We start from the raw sequence: 25,129 nt of genomic DNA, 5'->3' as shown, positions 1-25,129 counted from the left end.
ATGGAAAAGATGAAAAATGTTATCCAATCGTTAAAAACGTGGCATAAGTTAGTAATCGGTGCTGCGCTTTTAGCGATTGTAACAGGAGCACTTTTATACTTCACCTTGCCAGATAAATATGTTGTTGTATATCAAAATTTAAATGATGCAGATAAACAAGAGATTACAGCAGAATTATCGAAGTTAGGTGTCGATTACCAATTAGCGGCCGATGGTTCAATTCGTGTGCAAAAGAATGATGCTCCATGGGTTCGAAAAGAAATGAATGGGATGGGCTTACCGTTTAATTCGAAAAGCGGTGAAGAAATTTTATTAGAAAGCTCTCTCGGTTCAAGTGAACAAGATAAAAAAATGAAGCAAATTGTCGGTACGAAGAAGCAATTGGAACAAGATATTGTAAGAAACTTTGCGACAGTTGAAACGGCAAATGTTCAAATTACATTGCCTGAAAAAGAGACAATTTTTGATGAAGAAAAAGCGAAAGGAACAGCGGCGATTACGGTTGGAGTGAAACGTGGACAATTGTTAACAGCTGATCAAGTTGCAGGTATACAGCAAATGATTAGTGCAGCGGTTCCTGGTGTGAAAGCAGAAGAAGTAAGTGTTATTGATAGTAAAAAAGGTGTTATCTCAAAAGGAGCAGATGAAGCACATTCTAGTAGTTCCTCTTCTTATGAGAAAGAAGTAGAGATGCAGCACCAACTTGAAGGTAAATTAAAGCAAGATATTGATGCAACGTTAATGACGATGTTTAAACCGAATGAATATAAAGTGAATACGAAAGTATCTGTAAACTACGATGAAGTTACACGTCAGTCAGAGAAGTATGGTGATAAAGGTGTACTTCGTAGTAAACAAGAGCAAGAAGAAAGCTCTACTGCGCAAGAAGGGGCAGATACGAAGCAAGGTGCTGGTATTACAGCGAACGGTGAAGTGCCAAACTACGGTACGAACAATAATCAAAATGGTAAAGTTGTCTACGATAATAAAAATGGCAACAAAATCGAAAACTATGAAATAGATAAAACAGTTGAAACAATTAAGAAACACCCAGAATTAACGAAAACAAATGTTGTTGTATGGGTAGATAATGATACGTTAGTAAAACGAAGAATTGATATGACTACTTTCAAAGAAGCAATTGGAACAGCGGCAGGACTTCAAGCTGATCCGAACGGTAACTTTATAAATGGTCAAGTTAACGTTGTAACTGTTCAGTTCGATCAGCCGAAAGCTGAAAAAGAGAAAGAGCCAGAAAAAAGTGGTATGAACTGGTGGTTATTCGGTGGAATTACAGCTGGCTTATTAGCAATCGGTGGTCTAGTATGGTTCTTATTAGCAAGACGTAAGAGAAAGAAAGAAGAAGAGGAATATGAAGAATACTTAGCAGAAGATGAAATTGCTGCAAGTAATGAAAGTATCTTGGAAATTCCTGAAGAAAAAATAGTGCCAGAGCCAAAACCTGAACCAGAAGAACCGAAAGAACCAACGTTAGATGAACAAGTGCAGGATGCTACGAAAGAACATGTAGAAGGTACTGCAAAAGTAATTAAAAAATGGTTAAACGGACAGTAAGGGAGGAACAACGATGTTAGATGAAATCTCCTCCAAAGAAAAAGCTGCCATCCTCATTCGTACATTAGACGAAGGGGTGGCAGCAAAAGTCATTGAATATATGACAGCTGAGGAAAAAGAAGTATTACTTCGTGAAATTGCGAAGTTTCGTGTATATAAACCAGAAACGTTAGAGAATGTACTAGGAGAGTTCTTATATGAACTAAATGTAAAAGAATTGAACTTAGTCACTCCAGATAAAGAGTATATTCGTCGTATATTTAAAAACATGCCAGAAGACGAACTGGAAAAATTATTGGAAGACCTTTGGTATAACAAAGATAATCCATTTGAATTCTTAAATTCACTTACAGATTTAGAACCACTTCTTACAGTGCTTAATGATGAGTCACCACAAACAATTGCAATTATCGCTTCTTATATTAAACCGCAACTTGCGTCTCAATTAATTGAGAGATTGCCAGATCATAAGCGAGTAGAAACGGTAATGGGTATTGCGAAACTAGAACAAGTTGATGGTGAATTAATTAATCAAATTGGTGAGTTGTTAAAAACGAAATTAAATAATATGGCATTTAGTGCAATTAATAAAACTGATGGCTTGAAAACAATCGTAAACATTTTAAATAATGTTTCACGAGGTGTTGAAAAAACAGTCTTTCAAAAACTGGATGAAGTCGATTATGAGTTATCTGAGAAAATTAAAGAAAATATGTTTGTCTTTGAAGACTTACTTGGTCTTGAAGATCTTGCGCTTCGCCGTGTATTAGAAGAAATTACAGATAACGGTGTTCTTGCGAAAGCACTTAAAATTGCAAAAGAAGAAATTAAAGAGAAATTATTTACATGTATGTCTTCAAACCGTAAAGAGATGATTCTAGAAGAATTAGATGGCTTAGGACCGCTTAAGATGACGGATGCTGAAAAAGCGCAGCAAACGATCACTGGTACAGTGAAAAAGCTAGAGAAAGAAGGAAGAATTATCGTTCAAAGAGGTGAAGAGGATGTCCTTATTTAAAAACAGAATTCCGAAGAATTCTGTTTCTTTTTCTGAAGAAACGTATGAATTACAATTTCCAAAACCAGCTTCAGTCCAAATAGAAGAGGAAGAATTACAAGCAGATCATGCAGAGCTTCGCGCCCAGCAAGAATCATTACATATGGAAATGAATCAGCTAAGGCAAGAGCAGCAAATGCTAGAACGAGAGCGTCAGCAGTTATTACAAGATAAAGAACAATTTCAAATGCATATTCATGAACAAATGGAACAGATGGAAGCAGCGCGTGTGCAGTTTCAAAAAGAACAACAAGAAATAGCATATGAATGGACAGAGTTATTATGGGATCAATCATTTCATTTAGCAGAAAAAATCGTGAATCAAGCGGTAGATTCACGATTGCTTGATGTGCTACCTATTTTAACTGGCATCGTGCAAACATTGCCAACTTCGTTTGAAAAATTAATCATTACAGTACATCCAGAAACGTTTGAACGTATTCAAGAAGAGAAGGAGAATACGAAAGAATATTGGTTACTACAATTAGTAGAATGGAAATATGATTTCTCCCTGCAGTTTGGTGAATTTGTTCTGGAAGAAGAGAAAGAGTTCTTTGAATTTAAATTTGCACCTATATTTGCGAAACTTCGTCAGAAATGGGAAGAAGAGAAGTTATTTGAGGAGCAAAATGTATGAGCCGCCTGTTAATGAATGAGAACGAAAAATGGAATAAGTTCATTGAAACACCGCTGTATACGAAAGTAGGCAAAGTTCATAGTGTACAAGAACAGTTTTTCGTAGCAAAAGGGCCGAAAGCGAAGATCGGAGATGTTTGCTTCGTTGGAGAACATAACGTCTTATGTGAAGTGATTGCTATTGAAAAAGAAAATAATATGCTACTTCCATTTGAACAGACAGAAAAAGTATGTTATGGAGATTCAGTGACACTAGTTTCAGAAGATGTTGTTGTACCACGTGGTAATCACTTGCTCGGAAAAGTGTTAAGTGCAAATGGTGAAGTGTTAAATGAGAAAGCTGAAAACATTCCATTACAGAAAATAAAACTAGATGCACCGCCTATACATGCATTTGAACGTGAAGAGATTACCGATGTATTTGAAACAGGAATAAAATCAATTGATTCTATGCTAACAATTGGTATCGGTCAAAAGATTGGTATTTTTGCTGGGTCAGGTGTTGGTAAATCTACTTTACTTGGAATGATAGCAAAAAATGCAAAAGCTGATATAAACGTTATTAGTTTAGTAGGAGAACGTGGCCGGGAAGTAAAAGACTTTATTCGAAAAGAGTTAGGCGAGGAAGGTATGCGAAAAAGCGTCGTTGTTGTAGCGACGTCAGATGAAAGTCATCTTATGCAACTTCGTGCAGCGAAACTCGCAACGTCTATTGCTGAATACTTCCGTGATCAAGGTAATAACGTATTACTTATGATGGACTCTGTTACTCGTTTTGCCGATGCACGAAGAAGTGTTGATATTGCTGTTAAAGAGTTACCGATTGGTGGTAAAACACTATTAATGGAAAGTTATATGAAGAAGCTGTTAGAGCGGTCCGGTAAAACACAAAAGGGATCTATAACAGGTATTTATACGGTGCTTGTTGATGGGGACGATTTAAATGGTCCTGTACCAGATTTAGCACGTGGTATTTTAGATGGACATATCGTATTAAAGCGTGAGCTTGCAACGCTTAGTCATTATCCTGCAATTTCAGTATTAGATTCAGTAAGTAGGATTATGGAAGAAATCGTTTCACCACATCATTGGCAACTTGCAAATGAAATGAGAAAGATTTTATCAATTTATAAAGAAAATGAATTGTATTTTAAGTTAGGAACGATTCAAGAAAATGAAGAAAATGCTTATATTTTTGAATGTAAAAATAAAGTAGAAGGCATAAATACATTTTTAAAGCAAGGCCGATCGGATAGTTTCCCATTTGATGATATCGTTGAAGCGATACACCATATAGTATAAGGCCTCTGCCCAAGAGGTCTTATTTTTTTGTTTTTTAATATTTCACAGATTTTTTTGGAAAAAAACTATATAATAGAAAAAGAGAACGTTATAATAGGAAGGGGCTATGAAAACAGGTGGATAAACAGCAGTACGACACAATAAAATTGCAAATAAATCAAGAAAAAGAGCATATTTTAAAAGAAGTGTATGAATTAACAGCTGAAAAAAGAAAAATAGAACAAAAAAAAGAATATGATTTATATGTTGTGAAATCGCGTAGTAAAGTCGTACAAACTGGGCAACGTATTATGGCTGGCATGCTTTCTTCACATACGTTTTCACCTGAAAGAATAGAAGAATGGAATCGAAAAATTAAAAAAACAGAAGGTTTTATTCAAAAAAATGAAAGCCTTTTAGAGCAAGTAAAAGAAAAAGAACGTGTCATTGATGAGATGTATCAAGAAGATTGCAGAAAGCTTGCGAAAGCACAAGAAAAGCTGGAAGAAAAAATGCTTCTGGATTTGAAAATGTGTATGAATGGATGAGGTGAATGTAGTGATACAGTCTGTATTACCGGTGCAACAAAGTTTACCTCCGCAAAAAGAAAAAGGGCTAGAAGTACAATCGAAAAATGAAGATTCTTCATTCGATCGTACGATGAGAATCGAAAATAAAAAGCAGCCGAAAACGGAGAAAACGAAACGAGAAGAAGCACCAAAAGAAGAGAAAAAAGAATATAACCTTTCTAAACCATCGGTAACGAAAGAAGAACCAATTGTAAAGAAAGAAGAAAAAAAAGAGACAGAACAGTTGTTATTAGCTGTATCTGAGCAAATGGTTGCAATTGAGCAATTACATGTGCAGCCGGAATTGTTATATCAATACATACAAAAAATACAAGAGCTATATAAAGAATATGGCAATATTAAACTTAATGAATTACCTGCAGCTGAATTACAACAATTACAAGAACTTCTTTCAAATATGAATATCAAAAATGCTATATGTTTAGAAGATACAATGCAAATGGTATTAGACAAAATGAAGATGCCAGAGCAAACGATGCAAGCATTGAAGGTTGTAGAAACAGAAACTTGTAATATTGCAAAGGAACAAGAAGAGTCTAAAGAGGTAGATCTTCCGAAACTTGAGAGCGATGATGCAAAGGTAGAGTTGCCAGAAGTTGATGCATTAAACGATTCGAGCTCTGCAGGTGCAGAATTATTAAATAAAACGACGAGTACCGAACAAGTAGGGAAATCAAATAGTGGTGCTGAGAAAGTTTCATTACCTGACTTAGGAAAGAAAATGGAAGCGCAAGTAGAAGCGCTGCAAAAATTTGTAGTGAAACAAGAACGTGTTTTATTCCAGTTAAATCCAGAAAAACTTGGTACATTAACAGTGTTTATGAAAAAACACGGAGATCAAATTGACGTTCACGTAGAAATGGAAAAACACGATGCGAAAAAACGTGTTGAAATCATTTTTGATGAATTGAGATTAAAGTTAAAAGAAAAAGAAATCAATATTCAAATTAGCTATTCAGATAAAGATGAAAATCGTAAAGAACAGCGAGAACAAGAGCAAAGGCAAAAACAAAAATTAGCAAATACAAATCATGAAAAACAACAATCAACAGAATTTGCGGGATTATTGGAGGAATAAAGCGTGCCAACAGTTGGATTAAATACAACGAGTACAAATCATATTCCGTTACAAGCAGGAGCGCAAAAAAGTAATGTACCTGTTAATGGTGTACAATCGCCAGTGCAACAAAGTAATGGAGTTTCGGCAGGAGCGCAAAAGACTCCTGGGGTAATGGGGAAAGATGATTTCCTAAAATTATTTTTATCAAGTTTCCAACATCAAGATCCATTTAATGCGATGGATATGAATCAAATGATGAATCAGACAGCGCAGTTATCTCTTATGGAACAAGTACAGAATATGACGAAAGCAGTAGATAAGCTGCAATCAACGATGTATTCAACAGCACTTGATGGTGGAATGAAGTTTTTAGGGAAATACGTAAGAGGTGTTGACGGCGAAGGAAACAAAGTAACTGGTCAAGTAGAGACGGTTCGCCTTGCAGAAAATAACGATGTGCAGCTCGTTATTAATAATAAAGTTGTATCTCTTCGTTTCGTTGAGAGAGTGTCTGATAAACCGATTGGAGAAACGAATCCAGAAGACGCAAAGAAAGACGATCAAAAAGTAACTGAAGAAGTAAAAACTACAAATTCATAAGGAGTGTCCATACGTTATGATTAAAGCGTTATATACAAGTATCACAGGAATGAATGCAACACAAAATGCATTAAGTGTAACTTCAAATAATATTGCCAATGCACAAACAGTAGGTTATAAAAAACAAAAAGCAATGTTTGATGATTTATTATATAACAATTCGATTGGTGCAAAAGGTGACGGTAAATACGCCGGAACAAATCCGAAAAGTATTGGTAACGGTGTGAAAATGAGTGGTACGGTTACGGATTATAGTGATGGTACAATTACGTTAACAGGTGGTAAAACACAAGCGGCAATGGAAGGTAATGGTTTCTTCGTTGTAGGTGATTCAAAAGGCGGAAATATGGAATTTACTCGTAAAGGTACGTTTGGGATATCTTCAGATTACTATATTACGAATACTGAAGGTCAATACGTATTTGCATACCCTGCAAATGAGGCAACTGGTGAAGTTGATTTATCTGGAATTCCAGGACCGTTGCAAATTCCAATGGGAACAGCAATTGGTGGTATTCGAACATCGAAAGGGACAATTAAAGGGAATATTCCAACTGGTGAAAAACAAATTACACAAGATTTACCTGTATATGATAATGCGGGGAATACATGGACAATGCGTGTAGAGTTTAAACAAACGAGTGAACATAACTATACATATAAAGTACAAATGCGCAATGACTCGAAAAAAGAAACAGAGTTTAAAGATGTTCCAGGTGCAGGTGGTAATATGACATTTGATGCTGTTGGAAATCCAAATCCGAAAGAGCAAGGAGCCAATATTCCATTTGATGGCGGCTCTATAAAATTAGACTTAAGTCATTTAACAAACCATCCAACAGATAAAACATTATCAGTAACAGACGTAGATGGTAGAGCAGCAGCGACGGTTAAAGATTGCTTCATTGCTGATGGTGGATATGTGATGGTAAAATATTCTGATGGAAGTATGAAATCTGCAGGTCAATTAGCTGTTGCGATGTTCCCGAACGAAGGCGGACTAATGAAAACAGGTAATGGTAACTATACAGCAACGAATACAACAGGTATTTTAGCTCTTGGTGCATCTGGTCAAAACGGTGCAGGTAAAGTACGTGGTGGTGCACAAGAAGGTGCAAACGTAGATTTATCTGTAGAATTCGTTGACTTAATGTTATACCAACGCGGATTCCAAGGAAATGCGAAAGTAATTAAAGTTTCAGATGAAGTATTAAATGAAGTTGTAAACTTAATTCGATAATATATCGTAAGGAAAAAATGTAATGGAGTAGAAAGGGTTTTTTATTCGTATGACAAGACAAGAGCGAATTTTACAATTGCCTTTTTTCGAAAATAAACGTGAACTTGCCGAGCAAGTATTAAAAATAGAACGAGAAGAGCATGTATATTTACCAGATCAATTTGAAATTAAGCAAGTGCCTCCGTATTCATTTGGTGAAAAACAAGCAATCATTGGCCGTATCCATGAGTTTTATTTCATAAGTGTTGGTAGCGATAGCGTTTGGAAGTATCAACTGTTTAAGGATGAGATGAAGTGTCGTGAGTTTTTTGTTATGTTGCCAAATATTACGGATCAGCAAATAGCGTTTTGGTTTAATAACATAGAGTTATTGAAAGGTTCTTAAAAGCACTTTTTAGGTTTTGAGAGAGGACCTGGCGATGTTTTGGAGCGGTTAGTGCCTAATAGAGTCCCGACCGATGTGTAAGACCAGAGATATGTAGCGTTACTAGAGTAGTGTGGTAGTGTAAGAAGTGGTAATATAAAATAGTTTTAAGTTAATTTAAGGTAGTTGTATATACAATTAGACTGAATTTCTATAAAAGGAGAGGTGAGGAGGATGGCGCAAAATAAGTATCGCGTTACATTCATTTCGCCGAGTGAGGTTGAGCAGCGGACTGTAATGGCGGCGAATAGTTTGCCAGATTTAATTCGTAAAGTAGAGAGTATTATCGCAGATCCAAACGGTTATTTTGTGAATGATAAAAAAAATAATTGTTATTTTAAAGTGATTAAAGAAAATGTTACGTTTATTCAATATGAGTTACTATTTTCGGATAAGGAAATTCATATTGAAAAATTAAAACATATAGCACCGGTAGTATTAAAGCGATTATTCGAAAAAATAAATGACCCGGAATTATATGCACTCGCGCTACTTGATGTTGATATAGCAACGAAAGAATATGTGCTAGCAGAAATGAATTCTGAGCTGAGAATAAGAGTAGAGACAGAGCTTTCGAAAAAATGGGAAGCAATGCCGACGGAAATTGTAGGAGCACAAGAAGTGTTATTAGAGGCACTTGCTGCGTTTATACAAGATTAATTGTTTTTTAATAAAATGAATCGTTCGACTATCTATATTTTTTATATAGGTAGTTGACTTTTTCTCTTTTATAAAGCTTAATAATTAGATATACGGAATTAATGGAAGGGGAGCGACACCTTTATGTCACAAGCACAAAGTATTTTATTAGAAAGCGGAACAAATGAATTAGAGATTGTTACGTACACTGTTGGTGAAAACCTATTTAGTATTAATGTAATGAAAGTACGTGAAATCATTAATCCATTTCCTGTTACAACTGTGCCAGAATCTCATCATGCAGTTGAAGGTGTTGTTCAAGTACGTGGTGAAATTTTACCTGTTATTAACTTGGCAATGGCTCTTAATTTAAAGTCAACAAAGCCACTTGATCAAACGAAATTTATCATCTCAGAATTAAACCAAATGAAAGTTATTTTCCGCGTTGATGAAGTGCATCGTATTCAACGTATTTCGTGGGAACAAATTGATGAACCAGCTTCATTATCTATGGGACTAGAAGAAACGACATCTGGTATTGTAAAACTAGATGGAAAAATCATCTTATTATTAGATTATGAAAAAATTGTATGTGAAATTAGCGGCACTGGTTATGACAATAAATCAATTGCAGGGTTAGAACAAAAAACAGATCGAGCTGAAAAAGTAATTTATATTGCAGAAGATTCAGCGATGCTTCGTCAAATATTAGAAGAAACATTATCATCAGCTGGATATACGAAAATGAACTTCTTCAGCAATGGTGCAGAAGCGTTAGCGCAAATTGAAAAATTAGCGAAAGAGCAAGGAGAGAAAATGTTTGAACATATTCACTTGCTAATTACCGATATTGAAATGCCAAAAATGGATGGACATCATTTAACGAAAGTGGTTAAGGATAGTGAAGTAATGAATCGTTTACCAGTCATTATTTTCTCTTCATTAATTACAAATGAATTATTCCATAAAGGTGAAGCTGTAGGAGCAAATGCTCAAGTAAGTAAGCCAGATATTCAAGAGCTAATTGGTTTAGTTGATAAGTTAGTACTTTAAAAGTTTCTATTTAGCCGGAATAGAAGCTCTAGCCAAGTGTTGAGCGGTCAGTGCTTAATAGAGCCCTATGCGATGTTGAGATATAGGTAACTAGAAGAGCTGGTGTATAACATTTTTCTATTTAGTAGGAATAGAGGAACTACTTATGTAAGGAAGTTTTCAGTGCTTAATAGAGTCTCATGCGATGTGAGTTCAGAGGTATGAAGTAGTTTTAGGTAAGAAGAAGTGAGACTTCGATTGAGGATTTGAAGACTGGGTTTATAACTCTATTCTGTTAGAGAGAGGAAGGAATTAGCCAATGCTACATATGGCTAATTCCTTTTTAGTATTCTATACTTTAAGCTGGTAGAAAAATGAAAGGTTTCTGGGGTGTTTGGTGCTGTATGTATGAAAATTCTTCATTTGAAGATTTTTGATTTAAAAATATAAGCAAACGTATTTTCAATGGTTATTTTATTAATATTTCGTGGTAACGCAAATTTTTTCGGTGAAAAAATATTCAAAATACCATATAATATAATTAAATGTAATTAATATGCAATTTTGCATATTAATAAAAAAACATTTTCCAAATTTTTATACTTTCTATACATTTTTGTATGTTTATTATTTGACAGATAATTTCGAACTGTTATAATATGGATATGTAAAAATTGCTATTTTCTTAAAAGACATGGGAGTCAGATGAGAATTGTGAAAGGATGAGGGGGAGTGGCACAGATTATGTATCACCACACAGCAATTAATGTATTAGGTCTTTTACAAAACATGTCAAATAATAAAATGAACGATATGCAACTAGAGGTGGAATTTAAAAAAATAGAAAAAGAATTCCAGGTAAAGTATGAAGAATTAGTTGATTTACATAATAGAATGGTATTATTTCAAATAGATATAGAAAAAAATGGCGGGATGCGAGCATATGAAAAATCAGCAATTACATGGCTGAAGTCTGAACTAGAGCTACTGTATGAAGTGTATCAATTTTGTCAACGTCACGGTTTAAACATTTTAAATATTTCAAAATACGTAAGTAAAAATGAACTAAATCTTTTTCCAAAAACAGAAAGTCAATTGCAAAATACGTATTATAAATTGAAAAAACGTGAAATACCGTTTGAAAATATTGAAAAACAAAAACCAGGACGAAAGCGAAAATATATACCAGTAAAAGAGACAGTCATTGCAAGAAAACAAAAAAATGAGTACGAATTAAAAGAAGAAATCCAGCATAAAGAGGATGAAAAAAATCTTGTAACAGTTATATCTGGTATCGTTGATAACTTTGAAACAATTAATCAATGTAGTGAAAGGAAAGAAGACGAACTACATCAGTTTATGGAAGGTATTTATAAGCTTTCTAGCATGGCAGCAGGGCGTTCTAGAGAAGCAAAGAATACACGTAGCTTAGAAGGTGAATTGCAGTCGTTACAACTAGAAAATGAAAGGCTAAAACGAGAGAAAGAAGAGCTTGTACAAGATATTAAAGGTATGACGCAGCTTTTAATTCATTTCATTACAAGTTCTGATATCGATCAAATTCGTAAATTACCAACTTTCGTACAAGATTGTAAAATGGAATTACATAAACTAGGGCTATATAATGCACAAGACGGTAAAATGAAAATAATGGTTGATCGTAGTGGACAAGTTATGACCGTAACACAGTAATAAAATTTGGGTACAAAATAAAAGGGAAATACATAGTTTATATGTATTTCCCTTTTATTTTGTATGGAATCGTTCCAAAGAAGGAAGATTCATTTTTATGATTGTAGTAGTTTAGAAACCATTTGCGGAATTTGATTGGCTTGTGAAACCATACTAAGCGCAACTTCAGTTAATAATTTGAACTTTAAAAAATCACTCATTTCCTGCGCCATATCTGCGTCTTCAATTCGAGATGCAGCATCTGTTAACGCCATACTTTGGCTATTTAAATTTTCAATATTAAACTGTAAACGATTTATCATTGCACCAAGGTCGGCACGATGAATTGACACACTTTGCAAAGCCTCTTCAATTTTACAGATTGCCGCTCTTGCTTCTTGTTCTGTTGAAATCTTGATGTCATGTTGTGTAGGGGAAGGGGGAATAGATTTTGATATATGTACCGTATGACCGATATCGTCTAATGTAATAGGGCGGTTTTGACCGTCAAATACGGATAAATCATTAAATTCAGTTGTCTCGCTAATATAGCCAATTTGTTCTGTTAAAGACTGAAACTCTCTATTCAGCGAATCACGGTTTTTATTTGAATTCGTACCATTTGCAGATTGAACGGCTAAGTCACGCATACGCTGTAAAATATTTGTCACAGTTTGAAGGGCAGCTTCCGCCGTGCGAAGCATCGATATCGCATCCTCATTATTACGAATCGCCACACGCATACCACTCGCTCTCGCATGCATACGAGTCACAATTGCAATATTAGCGGGATTATCAGAAGCGTTGTTCAACTTCTTACCAGTCGCCAAATGCTCCATCGCAACATTCATACGCTTCTCATTCTCATACAACGACTGCCTAGCATTCATACTCAAAACATTCGTACCAATACGCATAATAGACACTCCTTATAGATTGATATAGTCAGTGTTCTAAAGCTAATAAACGGTTATGAAGAGAAAAAGAGACTTATGCTCACTTTATCTTTTTGTTTTCATACACGGAACGAGAATAAAATAGGCCCTGACCGCTACTAAATATGGCTAGAGCTTCTCTTTAAGCTAAAAAAATCTTTCAATCTATCTATATAGAAAAAATAAACCTCTCTGCAAGCAGAGAGGTTTATTCAGGAAACTAACTCAAATGGCTTATTGTAATAATTTAGAAACCATTTGTGGAGTTTGGTTTGCTTGAGAAAGCATGCTGATACCAGCTTCGTTCAAGATTTTGAACTTAGTCATTTCAGACATTTCTTTCGCCATGTCAGCGTCTTCGATTTGAGAAGCAGCTGCAGCCATAGAAGAAGACTGGCTCTTCAGGTTATTTACGTTAAAGTCAAGACGGTTTAATGTAGCACCAAGAGTTGCACGGTTAGAAGCAATTGACTCAAGAGCTGAATCAATTGCTTTGATAGCTCCAGAAGCATTTTGTACTCCTTTTTCAATTTCGTCTCCTGCTTTAGGAGCAACAAATGCTGTACCAATTGCCTTAGCTTTGTCTATATCTGTTGGAGCTTTAACAGATTCTGCAATTGCTGCTTCAACGGCTTCAACATTTGCCTTAGACATTAAAGGTCTAACTTTATCAAATGCACCTTTAAATGTTTCAACTGCTTTAGCAATTTCTTCTTTAGAAGAAGCAGTAACTGGAGGTGTTGCTGAACCGTCTGCAGCTTTTAGTTCTGAGAATGCCTTAGTTGCTGCAGTAATATCCGCTTGAACAGCCTTGATATCATCATCAGTAAGTTTAACTTTAGTAGTTTCTGTTGTGCTTAACCCAGAAATTGTAATTTCGTCAATTTTTAATGCTTTAGTAGAAGAATCAGATAAATTGATGTTAATTTGTTTAGTTGTGTCTGCATTATCTAGAGTTTGAATAGCAATAGTTTTGTTTTCGCCATTTAATAATTTTTTGTCATTAAACTCTGTGTTTTTAGAAATGTAATCGATTTGTTCTTTTAATGCAGAAAATTCTTTGTCTAATGCTTTTTGGTTGTCAGCAGTATTCGTACCATTTGCAGATTGGTTAGCAAGGTCACGCATACGAAGTAAGATGTTAGATACTGAGTTCATTGCTGAGTCAGCTGTACGGATTAATGACATACCGTCTTGTGTGTTGTTAGCTGCAACTCCTAATCCGCTTTCACGAGCACGCATACGAGTTGCGATTGCAAGACCTGCTGCATCGTCAGAAGCGTTGTTGATACGTTTACCGCTTGATAAACGGTCCATAGCGTTGCTCATTTTAGCTTGGTTTTGGCGCATGTACTCTTGAGTACGCATGCTGTTAATGTTTGTATTAATTCTCATGTTAAGAAACCCCCATTTTTTTATATTGACTTTTCTGCAAATTGAAAAACGGTAATATGCGAAAAAATCAATTTCGAGATTTATTGTAATCCTTGCCACAACGGGTGTCAACTAAAAATTCGAATTAATAAATATAAAAAAATAACAGTTTAACAATATATTCATTTTTTTTATTACATAATTATTAAAAGGATTATTGCAAACTTTAAAAAAAAACTCTAATATTAGATTATCTTTGTTTACCGAAAAGGTGATATTATGATAGTTGGAAATATAGTAAAAGAAGTGCTTGCATATAAAAAAGGACAAATTCAGCAAAAGCTAAGTAGTCCACAAGCATTTGTTAGTAGTCGTTTTCAAGAGAAATTGCAGAGTGAACCTGCGAAGGAGACGAAAGAAACTACGCAGCCGGCAAAAGTAGAAGATATGAGTCAGCCGGTACAATCTACGAAAATAGAAGCGGTTGTTAATAAACCGGCAGAAACTATTAATAAAGTAGAGGAAGCGAGTAAGCCTGAAGAAAAGGCTGAAACGAAGAAAGCAGATGAAGTGCAAGTTGCGCAAAAAGAGTTTGAACGACGTTTCCCAGAAACGAAAAATGAGGCCGCTGATACGTGGGGATTAACGAAGAAGTATAATATTCAAAAAATACGTTCTTCCAATGAAGGGAAGTATGAGGATATTATTGATCGAGTAAGTCGTACATATGGAATTCCAAAAACGTTAATTCAAAAAATGATTGAAGTAGAGTCTAATTTTAATCCGAAAACGGTGTCACATGCCGGTGCGATGGGTCTTATGCAGCTTATGCCAGCGAATGTGAAGGAGATGGGTGTGAAGAATCCCTTTTCACCAGCTGAAAGTATTGAAGGTGGCGTGAAAGAGTTAAGCGGTTATTTAAAGAAAAATAACGGCGACTTAGTATTGGCGCTTGCTTCTTATAATGCTGGTCCTGGTAATGTGAGAAAGTACGGAGGCGTACCGCCATTTAAAGAAACGCAAGGATATATTAAAAAAATATTAAATATCGACGTTTCAAAATAAGAAGTTTCATATATAGAGAGAACATGAAATTTTCGTGAACATGATATGGGAGTTGGCTAGATTTGAAATTACAAGATGATATTCCGTTAACAATTTATTTTGAAATCGGAAATACGAAAAAGAAAATTGAAGATCTGCTTCATATTACGAAAGGTACATTGTATCGTCTTGAAAATTCAACGAAAAATACGGTGCGTCTTATGCTTGAGAATGAAGAGATTGGAACCGGAAAGATTTTGACGAAGAATGGAAAGATGTACGTTGAAATCGTTGAATTGAAAAGGTAGGGAAGGGGATTGTCATGAGTGGCGAAAAATTAAGCCAAGAGCAAATTGATGCCCTGCTGAAGGCGGTAAATGAAGGCGAGGAAATGCCAGCTTTCGCACAAGAAGCAGGAAAGCAAGAGAAATTTCAAGAGTATGATTTTAATAGACCAGAGAAGTTCGGTGTTGAGCATTTACGTAGTTTGCAAGCGATTGCTTCTACGTTTGGAAAGCAGACGTCACAGACGTTATCAGCGCGTATGCGTATTCCGATTGAACTAGAACCTTCAACAGTTGAGCAAGTTCCATTTACGAGTGAGTATGTGGAGAAGATGCCGAAAGATTATTATTTATATTGCGTAATTGATCTCGGTTTACCAGAGCTTGGAGAAATTGTTATTGAGATTGATTTAGCATTCGTTATTTATATTCATGAATGTTGGCTTGGCGGAGATAGTAAACGTAACTTTACGATGCGTAGACCGTTAACAGCGTTTGAGTTTTTAACGCTTGATAATATATTCTTGCTTCTTTGTAAAAATTTAGAGCAATCATTTGAAAGTGTTGTTGCGATTGAACCGAAATTTGTAACGACAGAAACAGATCCGAATGCACTAAAGATTACGACAGCGAGCGATATTATTTCATTACTTAACGTAAATATGAAAACAGATTTTTGGAATACGACGGTGCGTATCGGAATTCCATTCTTATCTGTTGAAGAAATTATGGATAAGTTAACGTCTGAAAATATTGTCGAACATTCTTCAGATAAACGTAAAAAGTATACGTCTGAAGTGGAAGTGAAAGTAAATCAAGTGTACAAACCTGTTCACGTTGCAATTGGTGAGCAGAAAATGACAATGAGTGAGATTGAACAAATTGAAGAAGGCGATATTATTCCGCTTCATACGAAAGTTTCGGATGAATTACTTGGTTATGTAGATGGAAAGCATAAATTTAATTGTTTTATTGGAAAAGATGGAACGCGTAAGGCGCTCCTATTTAAAAGTTTTGTAGAGTAGGAGGATCCATATGAAGCATGAAGTATCTCCCGTGTCATTAATGGGATTAGAAGATTTTGCAGGAAAGCGAAATGAAGCAGGTAAGGCACATATTGATACTGTTTCAGATATTTCGATTGAACTCGGTGTAAAGCTTGGAAAGGCATCTATTACACTTGGTGATGTAAAGCAGTTAAAAGTTGGCGATGTTCTGGAAGTAGAGAAAAACTTAGGACATAAAGTAGATGTGTATTTAAGTAATATGAAAGTCGGCATCGGTGAAGCAATCGTAATGGACGAGAAATTCGGTATTATCATTTCTGAAATTGAAGCTGATAAGAAACAAGCGGCGCTTATGAAAGCCCAAAGTCAAATGCAAGATAAAGAGTAGAGGAGGAGTCATATGTCGTATATGACGACCTTATTTCAAGTCGTTTTACTGTTTGGTGCGCTCGGTTACGGTGCATATTATATGACGAAAAAGACGCGCAAACAGCAGTTTTTTAAGCAGGGTGAAAATGGCCATATTCAAGTAAAAGACGGCGTGTATTTAAATCATCAAACGAGTGCCTTTTTATTTGAAGTGGACGGAAAGCAAGTGTTCACTGTTATTAGTAATAACGGTGTGCAGTCTGTGCAATTAACCGGAACAGGAAATCAGTTTCAACAAGCACTAGAAGACGCGGTGAAGACTGAAACGAAAAAAGTAGAGGATCCATCATGAGAATAAAGAAACAGTTATCATTATTAGCCGTTATTTTCGTATTTTCTATCGTTTTTTCAATTATTTTTGTAAATCCAGCGTATGCGGCCCCGAACGGTTTTATTAATTTCGAAAATGGAAAAGAGTTTACGAGTAATTCAAGTGTACAACTATTTGCGCTCGTTACCCTTTTATCATTATCTTCTTCTATCGTTCTATTATTTACACATTTTACTTATTTTATGATCGTTCTTGGGATTACACGTCAAGGACTTGGGGTAATGAATTTACCACCAAACCAAGTGCTTGTTGGACTTGCATTATTTTTATCACTCTTTACGATGCAGCCTGTACTCGGGCAACTGAAGAGCGATGTGTGGGATCCGATGACGAAAGAGAAAATAACAGTAAGCCAAGCTGCGGAAACGACAGCTCCTATTATGAAAGAATATATGTCAAAGCATACGTATAAGCATGATTTGAAAATGATGCTGAAAGTACGCGGAGAAGAGTTGCCGAAAGATTTGAAAGATCTTTCCTTATTTACACTTGTACCATCCTTTACGTTAACGCAAATTCAAAAAGGTTTACTAACAGGGATGTTCATTTATTTAGCGTTTGTATTTATAGATTTGATTATTAGTACACTTTTAATGTACCTCGGGATGATGATGGTACCGCCGATGATTTTAAGTTTACCGTTTAAAATACTCGTTTTCGTATATTTAGGTGGATATACAAAAATTGTCGATATTATGTTTAAGACGGTCGCCTGAAGCGTTTGATGCTATGTGATAGGAGTCATATAAATGAATACGTCACCAATTATAGATATTTTCCAAACCTTTTTTTATAAAGGGGTTATGATTTTAATGCCGATTGCCGTTGTAAGTCTGATTGTCGTTATTATTATCGCGGTTATTATGGCAATGATGCAAATTCAAGAACAAACGCTGACGTTTTTACCGAAAATGGCGAGTATTGTGCTCGTTATTATCATTTTAGGTCCGTGGATGTTCCAAGAGTTAACGATGCTTATTTTAGATTTATTTGATAAAATCCCATCGCTATTGCGTTCGTACTAAGATAGGTGAACTGAAATGAATATGGAATTATGGGCGGCAACGTTTTTTGCGTTTTGTCGCATTACTTCATTTTTATATTTTTTACCGTTTTTCTCAGGCCGATCCATTCCAGCAATGGCGAAGGTTACTGTTGGACTTGCTCTTTCAATTACAGTGGCTGATCAAGTGGATGTCTCTCACATCAAGACAGTTTGGGACGTTGCAGCTTATGCAGGAACGCAAATTGTAATTGGATTATCACTTTCAAAAATTGTAGAAATGCTGTGGAACATTCCGAAAATGGCCGGGCATATTTTAGACTTTGATATCGGTTTATCACAAGCAAGTTTGTTTGATGTAAATGCGGGCTCACAGTCTACTTTACTATCAACCATTTTTGATATATTTTTTCTCATTATTTTTATTTCACTTGGCGGCATTAATTATTTCGTTGCCACGATTTTAAAGTCGTTTCAATATACAGAGGCGATTTCAAAATTGCTGACGACTAGTTTCTTAGATAGTCTACTCGCAACGCTATTATTTGCGATCACATCAGCGGTTGAAATTGCTCTTCCGCTTATGGGAAGTTTATTCATCATTAACTTTGTTCTAATTTTAATTGCAAAAAACGCTCCGCAATTAAACGTTTTTATGAATGCATACGTAATTAAAATTACATGTGGGATTTTGTTTATTGCGATGAGTGTACCGATGCTCGGTTATGTGTTTAAAAATATGACGGATGTATTACTTGAAGAATATACGAAACTATTTAACTTTTTCTTAACGAAGTAGGGGGACGCGCATGGCAAAGGATAATAAAACAGAAAAGGCCACCCCGCAGAAGCGTAAAAAATCGCGTGAAGAAGGGAATATTGCCCGGAGTAAAGATTTAAATAATTTATTTTCCATTCTCGTATTAGCAGTTGTCGTTTATTTCTTCGGAGATTGGCTAGGGTATGAGATTGCAAATTCCGTAGCGGTGCTGTTTGATCAAATTGGAAAAAATACAGATTCAACCGAGTATTTTTATTTAATGGGGATTTTATTACTGAAAGTATCAGCTCCGATATTAATACTCGTATACGCTTTTCATTTATTCAATTATATGATTCAAGTCGGCTTCCTATTTTCTTCTAAAGTCATTAAACCGAAAGCGTCACGTATTAATCCGAAAAACTATTTTACGAGACTGTTTAGTCGTAAAAGTTTAGTAGATATTTTGAAATCACTGTTTTATATGGGATTAATCGGTTACGTCGCTTACGTTCTCTTTAAAAAGAATTTAGAGAAAATTGTCAGTATGATTGGATTTAACTGGACTGCATCACTTACTGAAATTATTAGGGAAATTAAATTTATTTTCTTAGCAATTTTAATTATTTTAATCGTTCTTTCTATTATTGATTTCATTTATCAAAAATGGGAGTACGAGCAAGATATTAAGATGAAAAAAGAAGAAGTGAAACAAGAGCATAAAGATAATGAAGGGGACCCGCAAGTTAAAGGGAAACGAAAAAACTTTATGCATGCAATCTTGCAAGGAACAATTGCGAAGAAGATGGATGGCGCAACGTTTATTGTAAACAACCCGACTCATATTTCGGTCGTACTTCGTTACAATAAACACGTTGATGCAGCACCAATTGTCGTTGCAAAAGGGGAAGATGAGCTCGCATTATATATACGAACGCTTGCCCGTGAACAAGAAATACCAATGGTGGAAAACCGTCCACTTGCTCGTTCTTTATATTATCAAGTCGAGGAAGATATGGCGATTCCAGAAGATTTATACGTAGCTGTAATTGAAGTTATGCGCTATTTAATTCAGACGAACGAACTTGAAGTATAATAGCGCGTTTGGAGGAGATCTCTTTGTTTAAGATAGATTCTGCAAGAACCTATTTTTCTATCTTTTTAGCAGCGTCATTCGTAGTGGCGCTCTTAATTCCACTTCCACCATTTATACTTGATATCATTATCGTTTTTCTACTAAGTATGTCAGTACTTATTTATATGCGAGCGACAAGTATTAACGAGTGGGATGAATTAAAGTCATTTCCGACGATGTTGTTATTAATCGGGATTTTCCGCGTATCGATTAACGTTTCGACGACGCGAGCGATTTTGACAGACGGAAATGCCGGTCATGTTATTGAAGAGTTCGGCCAGTTCGTAATTGGCGGAAACTTATTAATTGGTATCGTTATTTTTACAGTATTAATCATATTCCAGTTTATCGTTGCAAACGGTGCATCGCGTACAGCTGAAGTAGCAGCTCGTTTTACACTTGATTCTTTACCAGGGAAACAAATGTCTATCGATGCTGATTTAAACCAGCGTATTATTTCAGAAAAAGATGCACAAGCAAAACGAAAAAAATTAAATATGGAAACAGAGTTTTACGGAGCGATGGATGGTGCCGGGAAGTTCATTAAAGGGGACGTTATTTTCGGGATTGTCATTTTATTCGTAAACATTATTTTCGGTTTAATTGTCGGAATGATGCAGCAAGGAATGAGCTTTGCAGATGCGGCTCTTCATTATACACAGTTAACTGTCGGTGACGGAATCGTAAACCAAATTGGATCGCTTATGCTTGCGATTTCAACAGGTATTATCGTAACGCGTGTATTTGATGGTTCACCGGATACGGTAACGGAAGGAATCTTTAAAGAGTTATTAGCACATGAAGTTGTTGTATATGCGCTCGGTGGTTTGTTTATCGCAATGGGTATTTTTACTCCGCTACCGTTTCTACCATTCGCACTTGTTGGCGGAACGATTATCTTCTTGGGCATTCGTAATAAAAATCGAATAAAGAAAGAAAAAGAAGACGAGCTTCAAAAAGAAATAGAAATGATTCAAGGCGAAGATGAGCAACTGCAACAAGTGGAAGATTCATTTGGAGTATTTACGGATAAATATCCAATTATAGTAGAACTCGGTTTAGATTTAGCAGCACTTGTAAAGCAGAAAATTAACGGGGAAACAGCGCGTGATAAAGTTGTTCTTATGAGGAAGTCAATTATTACTGACCTTGGTATTAACGTTCCTGGAATTAACTTTAAAGATAATACGAGTTTTAGACCACGCGGACGTTACATTATTCGAATTAAAGGTGCGAAGGCGGCTGAGGGTGTTTTAAAATCAGGTTATTTATTAGCATTGAAAACGCCAAACGTAATGGCTGATTTAGATGCAGAGCCAGCGAAAGATCCAATTTTCGGTGAAGATGGATATTGGATTTTAGAGCATATGGTGCAAGATGCACAAATGAAAGGCTATCAAGTGTTAGAGCCACTTAGCATATTAATTACACATTTAGATGTTGTCGTTAGACGTAATCTTCACGAATTAATTCAGCGCCAACATGTAAAAGATTTAATTAATTCGCTTGAAAATGATAATGGCGTTCTATTAGAAGAGATTAAGAAGAAAGAAATTGATTTATCACTCGTTCAAAATGTTATTAAACAACTTCTAAAAGAAGGTATTTCTATTCGTGATTTACCAACAATTATTGAAGGTATTATTGACGGCAAAGAAATTTATCAAAACCACGTTGACGGTGTGACATCATTTGTTCGTGAATGTATTTCAAAAGTTATTTGTGAAAATGCGAAAAATCCAGACGGAAAAATATATGCAGCGCTCTTCTCTGATTCAATCGAGTTAGATGCGGATGTTGTGAATAATTCATATCAAGGTTACTTATTAAACTGGGATTTAGATTTAGAAACACGTGTCGTTGAGCAAGTGCAGCGCGTCTTTAAACAAGCACGTTTAATGGGAAGAGAACCAGTGTTATTAACACGTAGAAAAGATTTTAGATTTGCGATTGTAAGACTGCTAGAACGTTATCAAGTGGAAGCACAAGTACTTTGTATTAGCGAATTAGCACCAGAAATTGTTGTGGATCAAATTGCCTATATTGAATAGTAGGGGGTGAAGTAATGGAAAGTACAGAAAAGAAAGAAGCGTTAATGCGAATAAAAGCAGCTTCGAAAAATGAATTGTATCGAAAGTTATTTGACCAATATGGTACAGATTATTATTACGTTGTCGATGAAAGTGTAAAACGAAATATACCGTTTTTTTGGAAAAAGGATTATGAAATGTTAGTTGCTTTTCCAGAAGAAAAACAGGAAGAAGTGAATGAAGGTACAGCTCAATTTCATGAACAGTTAATGGATGTTGTGAATGATCCTTCAGAACAAATTGTGAAGGCGAATGGAATTCAATCAGTACTGCACAATTTAGAAAACGTAACGACTTCTATGTCATATGCGGCGATGCAAACAGGAAATAGTGAAGAATGGGCAAGAAAAAAAGAGAAACTATTAAAGCTGTTTGAAAAAGGAATCGTCGTTGTGAAACCGATGAAAGAAACGGAAGTAACGAAAAAGAAAAAAGTTGTGAAACAAGTCGTTCCGGTAAAGAAAGAAGAAGTAGTTCCAAAGAAAGAAAATCAAGAATCTGTACCGTTTATTATTCAAAAAGTAATTCGGATGCTAGAACAAAACGATGTGGAACAATATTTCATTCATGCATATGCTGAAAAGTTAAAAATAAAGTTTGAAAATGCAACGATGATTACGGAAGAAGAAGTTATCAGGTACATATTGGAAGATATGAAATCTCATTTTAATACGGAAAACGTCTTTGAAAAAGAAGTACAAACAATTGCATTAATAGGTCCAACTGGCGTTGGTAAAACGACGACACTTGCGAAAATGGCATGGCAATTTCACGGTAAGAAAAAAACAGTTGGTTTTATAACGACCGATCATTCGCGCATAGGGACAGTGCAGCAATTGCAAGATAACGTAAAGACAATTGGATCTGAAGTAATTGCTGTGCGTGATGAAGCTGCAATGACAAGAGCGCTTACGTATTTTAAAGAAGAAGCACGCGTTGATTATATTTTAATTGATACAGCAGGGAAAAATTATCGTACGTCAGAAACAGTGGAAGAAATGATTGAAACGATGGGACAAGTAGAACCAGATTATATTTGTTTAACGTTATCAGCTTCAATGAAAAGTAAAGATATGATTGAAATTATTACAAACTTTAAAGATATTCATATAGATGGTATTGTGTTTACGAAATTTGATGAAACAGCAAGTAGTGGCGAATTGTTGAAAATTCCAGCAGTATCATCAGCTCCTATTGTATTAATGACAGATGGCCAAGACATAAAGAAAAATATACATATCGCTACAGCTGAACATTTAGCAAAACAAATGTTACAAACATCGTAGAAAAGAGGTGAAGAATAAGGCGCTTGCCTTATTCAAACGAATATGAACGGTCTTTATATAGGTTCTATGGGCATGATGAATTACATGCAGCGCATTAATGTTCATTCGAATAACGTTGCAAATGCTCAAACGACAGGATTTAAAGCAGAAAATATGACGTCTAAAGTATTTGATGTACAAGACACATATCGCCGCGGAGATGGGGCGGTAACAAATATCGGTTCGGTCGATTACGCTGTAGTACCAGCTGCAACGCATGTGAATTTAGTACAAGGAAATATACAAATGACAAATAGCGCTACAGATTTCTTTTTAGATGACGGCGCGGCCGGCACAACATCATTTTTTGTTACTTCTAAAAATGATGAAACGTTTTTAACGAGAGATGGTAGTTTCACATTAAATAGTGATCGATATTTACAAACATCTTCAGGTGCTTTCGTAATGGGAGAGAATAATGAGCGTATTCGTATTCCAGAAGGAGCAAAGGTTGCTGTACAAGCAGACGGTACATTATATGATGAAGTAACACAAAATAATATTGGTCGTTTGCAAACAAAAACAGTAGATGCAGAAACGAATGCACGTCTCGTGCAACGTGAAAACAAAAGCTTTACACTAGCAGAAGGAAACATTGCTAATTTACCGAACGGAACAGGAATAGTAAAAAATCATATGCTAGAAAATTCAAATGTAGATATGACGAAAGAGATGGCAGATCTTATGACAGATCAAAAGATGATTCAAGCATCACAGCGCGTTATGACGTCATTTGATAAAATTTATGAAAAAGAAGCAAATGAAATATTGAGATAGTGGACTCCTAATAAAGGAGTCTTTTATTAATTTTAAATTTCAGAATTATCAATTGACTTTGTGGAGCTTCTTTTTTATATTAGTAGGTATAACTATAACTACTAAAGAGGTGAGAGTATGACAACGGCATTATATTTAGAAGATGCATACAAAACGAGTTGCGAAACAGAAGTGATAAAAGTAGAAGGGAATAAAGTATTTGTAAAGGAAACAGTTTTTTATCCAACTGGTGGAGGGCAAGAATGTGATACGGGTGTCATTGTACAAGATGGGTCTGTATTTGAAGTTGAAAAAGTAAAGAAGGAGCAAGGAGAAATAGTTCACTATATAAAAGATGAAGCTCAAGTAAAATTAGGTCCAGTTAAATTAGAGATAAATTGGGAAAGACGTCATAATTTAATGCGTCATCACTCTTTACTGCATCTTATCGGAGCTGTTGTTTATGAAAAGTATGGAGCTCTATGCACCGGAAATCAAATTTATCCTGATAAAGCACGTATCGATTTTAATGAGTTACAAGAGTTATCGAGCGTGGAAGTAGAAGAAATTGTTGAGGAAGTGAATAAACTTATTAAGCAAAATAAAGAAATTTCCACTCGTTATATGAGCCGCGAAGAAGCAGAAAATGCTGTAGGAATGATTAAAACAGCAATAAATCTCCTGCCAACTACTATCCAAGAAATCCGCATTGTTACAATTGAAAATTTAGACGAACAAGCTTGTGGAGGCACACATGTGAAAAATACGAGTGAAATAGGAACACTTGTTATTGATAAAGTAAAAAGTAAAGGGAAGCAAAATCGTCGTTTTGAAGTAAGGGCGATTTAGAT

27 protein-coding genes are annotated in these 25,129 nt (G+C 35.4%); 25 read left to right on the top strand and 2 right to left on the bottom strand.

The window, feature by feature from the left end; translation table 11 throughout:
- The 12 genes from ACTFR3_RS08365 (at position 1) to ACTFR3_RS08310 (ending at position 11,826) form a co-directional block, all read left to right on the top strand.
- Positions 1 to 1,575 (top strand): flagellar M-ring protein FliF C-terminal domain-containing protein, encoded by a 1,575-nt coding sequence (locus ACTFR3_RS08365; RefSeq protein ID WP_000413931.1) that lies wholly within the window; start codon positions 1 to 3, stop codon positions 1,573 to 1,575.
- Between the two features lie 13 nt (positions 1,576 to 1,588).
- Positions 1,589 to 2,593: a flagellar motor switch protein FliG gene (gene fliG, locus ACTFR3_RS08360; RefSeq protein ID WP_000883356.1), complete on the top strand. Its 1,005-nt coding sequence runs from the start codon at positions 1,589 to 1,591 to the stop codon at positions 2,591 to 2,593.
- Positions 2,580 to 3,269: a FliH/SctL family protein gene (locus tag ACTFR3_RS08355; protein ID WP_000051695.1), complete on the top strand. Its 690-nt coding sequence runs from the start codon at positions 2,580 to 2,582 to the stop codon at positions 3,267 to 3,269. The genes fliG and ACTFR3_RS08355 overlap by 14 nt, the downstream gene beginning before the upstream one ends.
- Positions 3,266 to 4,570, top strand: a complete 1,305-nt coding sequence (gene fliI / locus ACTFR3_RS08350) for a flagellar protein export ATPase FliI (protein WP_017672970.1) — start codon at positions 3,266 to 3,268, stop codon at positions 4,568 to 4,570. Before ACTFR3_RS08355 ends, fliI begins: the two co-directional genes overlap by 4 nt.
- 116 nt (positions 4,571 to 4,686) lie before the next feature.
- On the top strand, positions 4,687 to 5,097 hold the full coding sequence (locus tag ACTFR3_RS08345) for a hypothetical protein (protein WP_000360859.1): 411 nt from the start codon (positions 4,687 to 4,689) through the stop codon (positions 5,095 to 5,097).
- 10 nt (positions 5,098 to 5,107) lie between these two features.
- Positions 5,108 to 6,217, top strand: a complete 1,110-nt coding sequence (locus ACTFR3_RS08340; protein ID WP_000616450.1) for a flagellar hook-length control protein FliK — start codon at positions 5,108 to 5,110, stop codon at positions 6,215 to 6,217.
- Between the two features lie 3 nt (positions 6,218 to 6,220).
- Positions 6,221 to 6,799 carry a flagellar hook assembly protein FlgD gene (locus ACTFR3_RS08335; RefSeq protein ID WP_001143463.1) on the top strand — a complete coding sequence of 193 codons (579 nt, stop codon included), beginning with the start codon at positions 6,221 to 6,223 and terminating at the stop codon, positions 6,797 to 6,799.
- Positions 6,800 to 6,815: 16 nt separating this feature from the next.
- Positions 6,816 to 8,039, top strand: coding sequence for a flagellar hook protein FlgE (locus tag ACTFR3_RS08330; RefSeq protein WP_000588320.1), 1,224 nt, complete (start codon positions 6,816 to 6,818; stop codon positions 8,037 to 8,039).
- A gap of 49 nt (positions 8,040 to 8,088) precedes the next feature.
- Positions 8,089 to 8,424 carry a DUF3964 family protein gene (locus tag ACTFR3_RS08325; RefSeq protein ID WP_000198166.1) on the top strand — a complete coding sequence of 112 codons (336 nt, stop codon included), beginning with the start codon at positions 8,089 to 8,091 and terminating at the stop codon, positions 8,422 to 8,424.
- 213 nt (positions 8,425 to 8,637) lie between these two features.
- Positions 8,638 to 9,123 (top strand): LysR family transcriptional regulator, encoded by a 486-nt coding sequence (locus ACTFR3_RS08320; protein WP_121868181.1) that lies wholly within the window; start codon positions 8,638 to 8,640, stop codon positions 9,121 to 9,123.
- Between the two features lie 123 nt (positions 9,124 to 9,246).
- A complete protein-coding gene (locus ACTFR3_RS08315) occupies positions 9,247 to 10,155 on the top strand; it encodes a chemotaxis protein (protein WP_000075943.1) in 909 nt (302 codons plus the stop codon).
- Positions 10,156 to 10,878: 723 nt separating this feature from the next.
- Complete coding sequence (locus ACTFR3_RS08310) at positions 10,879 to 11,826, top strand: DNA-binding domain-containing protein (protein ID WP_144640423.1); 948 nt, start codon at positions 10,879 to 10,881, stop codon at positions 11,824 to 11,826.
- A gap of 95 nt (positions 11,827 to 11,921) precedes the next feature.
- On the opposite strand, the gene ACTFR3_RS08305 is transcribed toward ACTFR3_RS08310, so the two are convergent.
- A complete protein-coding gene (locus tag ACTFR3_RS08305) occupies positions 11,922 to 12,722 on the bottom strand; it encodes a flagellin N-terminal helical domain-containing protein (RefSeq protein WP_224201308.1) in 801 nt (266 codons plus the stop codon).
- Between the two features lie 252 nt (positions 12,723 to 12,974).
- Positions 12,975 to 14,135, bottom strand: a complete 1,161-nt coding sequence (locus ACTFR3_RS08300) for a flagellin N-terminal helical domain-containing protein (protein ID WP_224201309.1) — start codon at positions 14,133 to 14,135, stop codon at positions 12,975 to 12,977.
- Between the two features lie 258 nt (positions 14,136 to 14,393).
- On the opposite strand from ACTFR3_RS08300, the gene ACTFR3_RS08295 reads away from it, so the two are divergent.
- The 13 genes from ACTFR3_RS08295 to ACTFR3_RS08235 all read left to right on the top strand — a co-directional run bounded on the left by ACTFR3_RS08295 (position 14,394) and on the right by ACTFR3_RS08235 (position 25,127).
- Entirely contained in the window at positions 14,394 to 15,179 is a 786-nt protein-coding gene (locus tag ACTFR3_RS08295; protein WP_098771276.1) for a lytic transglycosylase domain-containing protein, read from the top strand.
- A 62-nt stretch (positions 15,180 to 15,241) separates the two neighbouring features.
- Positions 15,242 to 15,466, top strand: coding sequence for a flagellar motor switch protein FliN (locus ACTFR3_RS08290; protein ID WP_000775712.1), 225 nt, complete (start codon positions 15,242 to 15,244; stop codon positions 15,464 to 15,466).
- A gap of 14 nt (positions 15,467 to 15,480) precedes the next feature.
- On the top strand, positions 15,481 to 16,467 hold the full coding sequence (fliM, locus tag ACTFR3_RS08285) for a flagellar motor switch protein FliM (RefSeq protein WP_000012360.1): 987 nt from the start codon (positions 15,481 to 15,483) through the stop codon (positions 16,465 to 16,467).
- A gap of 10 nt (positions 16,468 to 16,477) precedes the next feature.
- Positions 16,478 to 16,837, top strand: a complete 360-nt coding sequence (gene fliN, locus ACTFR3_RS08280) for a flagellar motor switch protein FliN (protein WP_064449843.1) — start codon at positions 16,478 to 16,480, stop codon at positions 16,835 to 16,837.
- A gap of 12 nt (positions 16,838 to 16,849) precedes the next feature.
- On the top strand, positions 16,850 to 17,170 hold the full coding sequence (locus ACTFR3_RS08275; protein WP_000121178.1) for a hypothetical protein: 321 nt from the start codon (positions 16,850 to 16,852) through the stop codon (positions 17,168 to 17,170).
- Positions 17,167 to 17,925 (top strand): flagellar type III secretion system pore protein FliP, encoded by a 759-nt coding sequence (locus tag ACTFR3_RS08270; protein WP_001220582.1) that lies wholly within the window; start codon positions 17,167 to 17,169, stop codon positions 17,923 to 17,925. The genes ACTFR3_RS08275 and ACTFR3_RS08270 overlap by 4 nt, the downstream gene beginning before the upstream one ends.
- A 33-nt stretch (positions 17,926 to 17,958) precedes the next feature.
- Complete coding sequence (locus ACTFR3_RS08265; RefSeq protein WP_001098080.1) at positions 17,959 to 18,234, top strand: flagellar biosynthetic protein FliQ; 276 nt, start codon at positions 17,959 to 17,961, stop codon at positions 18,232 to 18,234.
- A 15-nt stretch (positions 18,235 to 18,249) separates the two neighbouring features.
- A complete protein-coding gene (locus tag ACTFR3_RS08260; protein WP_001055718.1) occupies positions 18,250 to 19,011 on the top strand; it encodes a flagellar biosynthetic protein FliR in 762 nt (253 codons plus the stop codon).
- A gap of 10 nt (positions 19,012 to 19,021) precedes the next feature.
- Positions 19,022 to 20,068, top strand: a complete 1,047-nt coding sequence (gene flhB / locus ACTFR3_RS08255; protein WP_001040112.1) for a flagellar type III secretion system protein FlhB — start codon at positions 19,022 to 19,024, stop codon at positions 20,066 to 20,068.
- A 23-nt stretch (positions 20,069 to 20,091) separates the two neighbouring features.
- A complete protein-coding gene (gene flhA, locus ACTFR3_RS08250; RefSeq protein ID WP_000472534.1) occupies positions 20,092 to 22,158 on the top strand; it encodes a flagellar biosynthesis protein FlhA in 2,067 nt (688 codons plus the stop codon).
- 14 nt (positions 22,159 to 22,172) lie between these two features.
- Complete coding sequence (flhF, locus tag ACTFR3_RS08245; protein ID WP_025967105.1) at positions 22,173 to 23,483, top strand: flagellar biosynthesis protein FlhF; 1,311 nt, start codon at positions 22,173 to 22,175, stop codon at positions 23,481 to 23,483.
- A 42-nt stretch (positions 23,484 to 23,525) separates the two neighbouring features.
- Positions 23,526 to 24,299: a flagellar basal-body rod protein FlgG gene (locus tag ACTFR3_RS08240; protein WP_001013935.1), complete on the top strand. Its 774-nt coding sequence runs from the start codon at positions 23,526 to 23,528 to the stop codon at positions 24,297 to 24,299.
- Positions 24,300 to 24,416: 117 nt separating this feature from the next.
- Positions 24,417 to 25,127, top strand: a complete 711-nt coding sequence (locus ACTFR3_RS08235) for an alanyl-tRNA editing protein (protein ID WP_000205380.1) — start codon at positions 24,417 to 24,419, stop codon at positions 25,125 to 25,127.
- The last annotated feature ends 2 nt before the right edge of the window (positions 25,128 to 25,129 follow it).

Origin of the sequence: Bacillus cereus group sp. MYBK14-1 (genome assembly GCF_051916885.1) — a bacterium.
GTDB classification, from domain to species: Bacteria; Bacillota; Bacilli; order Bacillales; family Bacillaceae_G; genus Bacillus_A; species Bacillus_A cereus.
This window is presented reverse-complemented; position numbering and strand designations above follow the sequence as displayed.

What these genes read in the sequence shown, in the direction of transcription:
- ACTFR3_RS08365 (WP_000413931.1), top strand. Translation starts at nt 1, where the DNA reads ATGGAAAAGATGAAAAATGTTATCCAATCGTTAAAAACGTGGCATAAG.
- fliG (WP_000883356.1), top strand. Translation starts at nt 1,589, where the DNA reads ATGTTAGATGAAATCTCCTCCAAAGAAAAAGCTGCCATCCTCATTCGT.
- ACTFR3_RS08355 (WP_000051695.1), top strand. Translation starts at nt 2,580, where the DNA reads ATGTCCTTATTTAAAAACAGAATTCCGAAGAATTCTGTTTCTTTTTCT.
- fliI (WP_017672970.1), top strand. Translation starts at nt 3,266, where the DNA reads ATGAGCCGCCTGTTAATGAATGAGAACGAAAAATGGAATAAGTTCATT.
- ACTFR3_RS08330 (WP_000588320.1), top strand. Translation starts at nt 6,816, where the DNA reads ATGATTAAAGCGTTATATACAAGTATCACAGGAATGAATGCAACACAA.
- ACTFR3_RS08325 (WP_000198166.1), top strand. Translation starts at nt 8,089, where the DNA reads ATGACAAGACAAGAGCGAATTTTACAATTGCCTTTTTTCGAAAATAAA.
- ACTFR3_RS08320 (WP_121868181.1), top strand. Translation starts at nt 8,638, where the DNA reads ATGGCGCAAAATAAGTATCGCGTTACATTCATTTCGCCGAGTGAGGTT.
- ACTFR3_RS08315 (WP_000075943.1), top strand. Translation starts at nt 9,247, where the DNA reads ATGTCACAAGCACAAAGTATTTTATTAGAAAGCGGAACAAATGAATTA.
- ACTFR3_RS08310 (WP_144640423.1), top strand. Translation starts at nt 10,879, where the DNA reads ATGTATCACCACACAGCAATTAATGTATTAGGTCTTTTACAAAACATG.
- ACTFR3_RS08305 (WP_224201308.1), bottom strand. Translation starts at nt 12,722, where the DNA reads ATGCGTATTGGTACGAATGTTTTGAGTATGAATGCTAGGCAGTCGTTG.
- ACTFR3_RS08300 (WP_224201309.1), bottom strand. Translation starts at nt 14,135, where the DNA reads ATGAGAATTAATACAAACATTAACAGCATGCGTACTCAAGAGTACATG.
- ACTFR3_RS08295 (WP_098771276.1), top strand. Translation starts at nt 14,394, where the DNA reads ATGATAGTTGGAAATATAGTAAAAGAAGTGCTTGCATATAAAAAAGGA.
- fliM (WP_000012360.1), top strand. Translation starts at nt 15,481, where the DNA reads ATGAGTGGCGAAAAATTAAGCCAAGAGCAAATTGATGCCCTGCTGAAG.
- fliN (WP_064449843.1), top strand. Translation starts at nt 16,478, where the DNA reads ATGAAGCATGAAGTATCTCCCGTGTCATTAATGGGATTAGAAGATTTT.
- ACTFR3_RS08275 (WP_000121178.1), top strand. Translation starts at nt 16,850, where the DNA reads ATGTCGTATATGACGACCTTATTTCAAGTCGTTTTACTGTTTGGTGCG.
- ACTFR3_RS08270 (WP_001220582.1), top strand. Translation starts at nt 17,167, where the DNA reads ATGAGAATAAAGAAACAGTTATCATTATTAGCCGTTATTTTCGTATTT.
- ACTFR3_RS08265 (WP_001098080.1), top strand. Translation starts at nt 17,959, where the DNA reads ATGAATACGTCACCAATTATAGATATTTTCCAAACCTTTTTTTATAAA.
- ACTFR3_RS08260 (WP_001055718.1), top strand. Translation starts at nt 18,250, where the DNA reads ATGAATATGGAATTATGGGCGGCAACGTTTTTTGCGTTTTGTCGCATT.
- flhB (WP_001040112.1), top strand. Translation starts at nt 19,022, where the DNA reads ATGGCAAAGGATAATAAAACAGAAAAGGCCACCCCGCAGAAGCGTAAA.
- flhF (WP_025967105.1), top strand. Translation starts at nt 22,173, where the DNA reads ATGGAAAGTACAGAAAAGAAAGAAGCGTTAATGCGAATAAAAGCAGCT.
- ACTFR3_RS08240 (WP_001013935.1), top strand. Translation starts at nt 23,526, where the DNA reads ATGAACGGTCTTTATATAGGTTCTATGGGCATGATGAATTACATGCAG.
- ACTFR3_RS08235 (WP_000205380.1), top strand. Translation starts at nt 24,417, where the DNA reads ATGACAACGGCATTATATTTAGAAGATGCATACAAAACGAGTTGCGAA.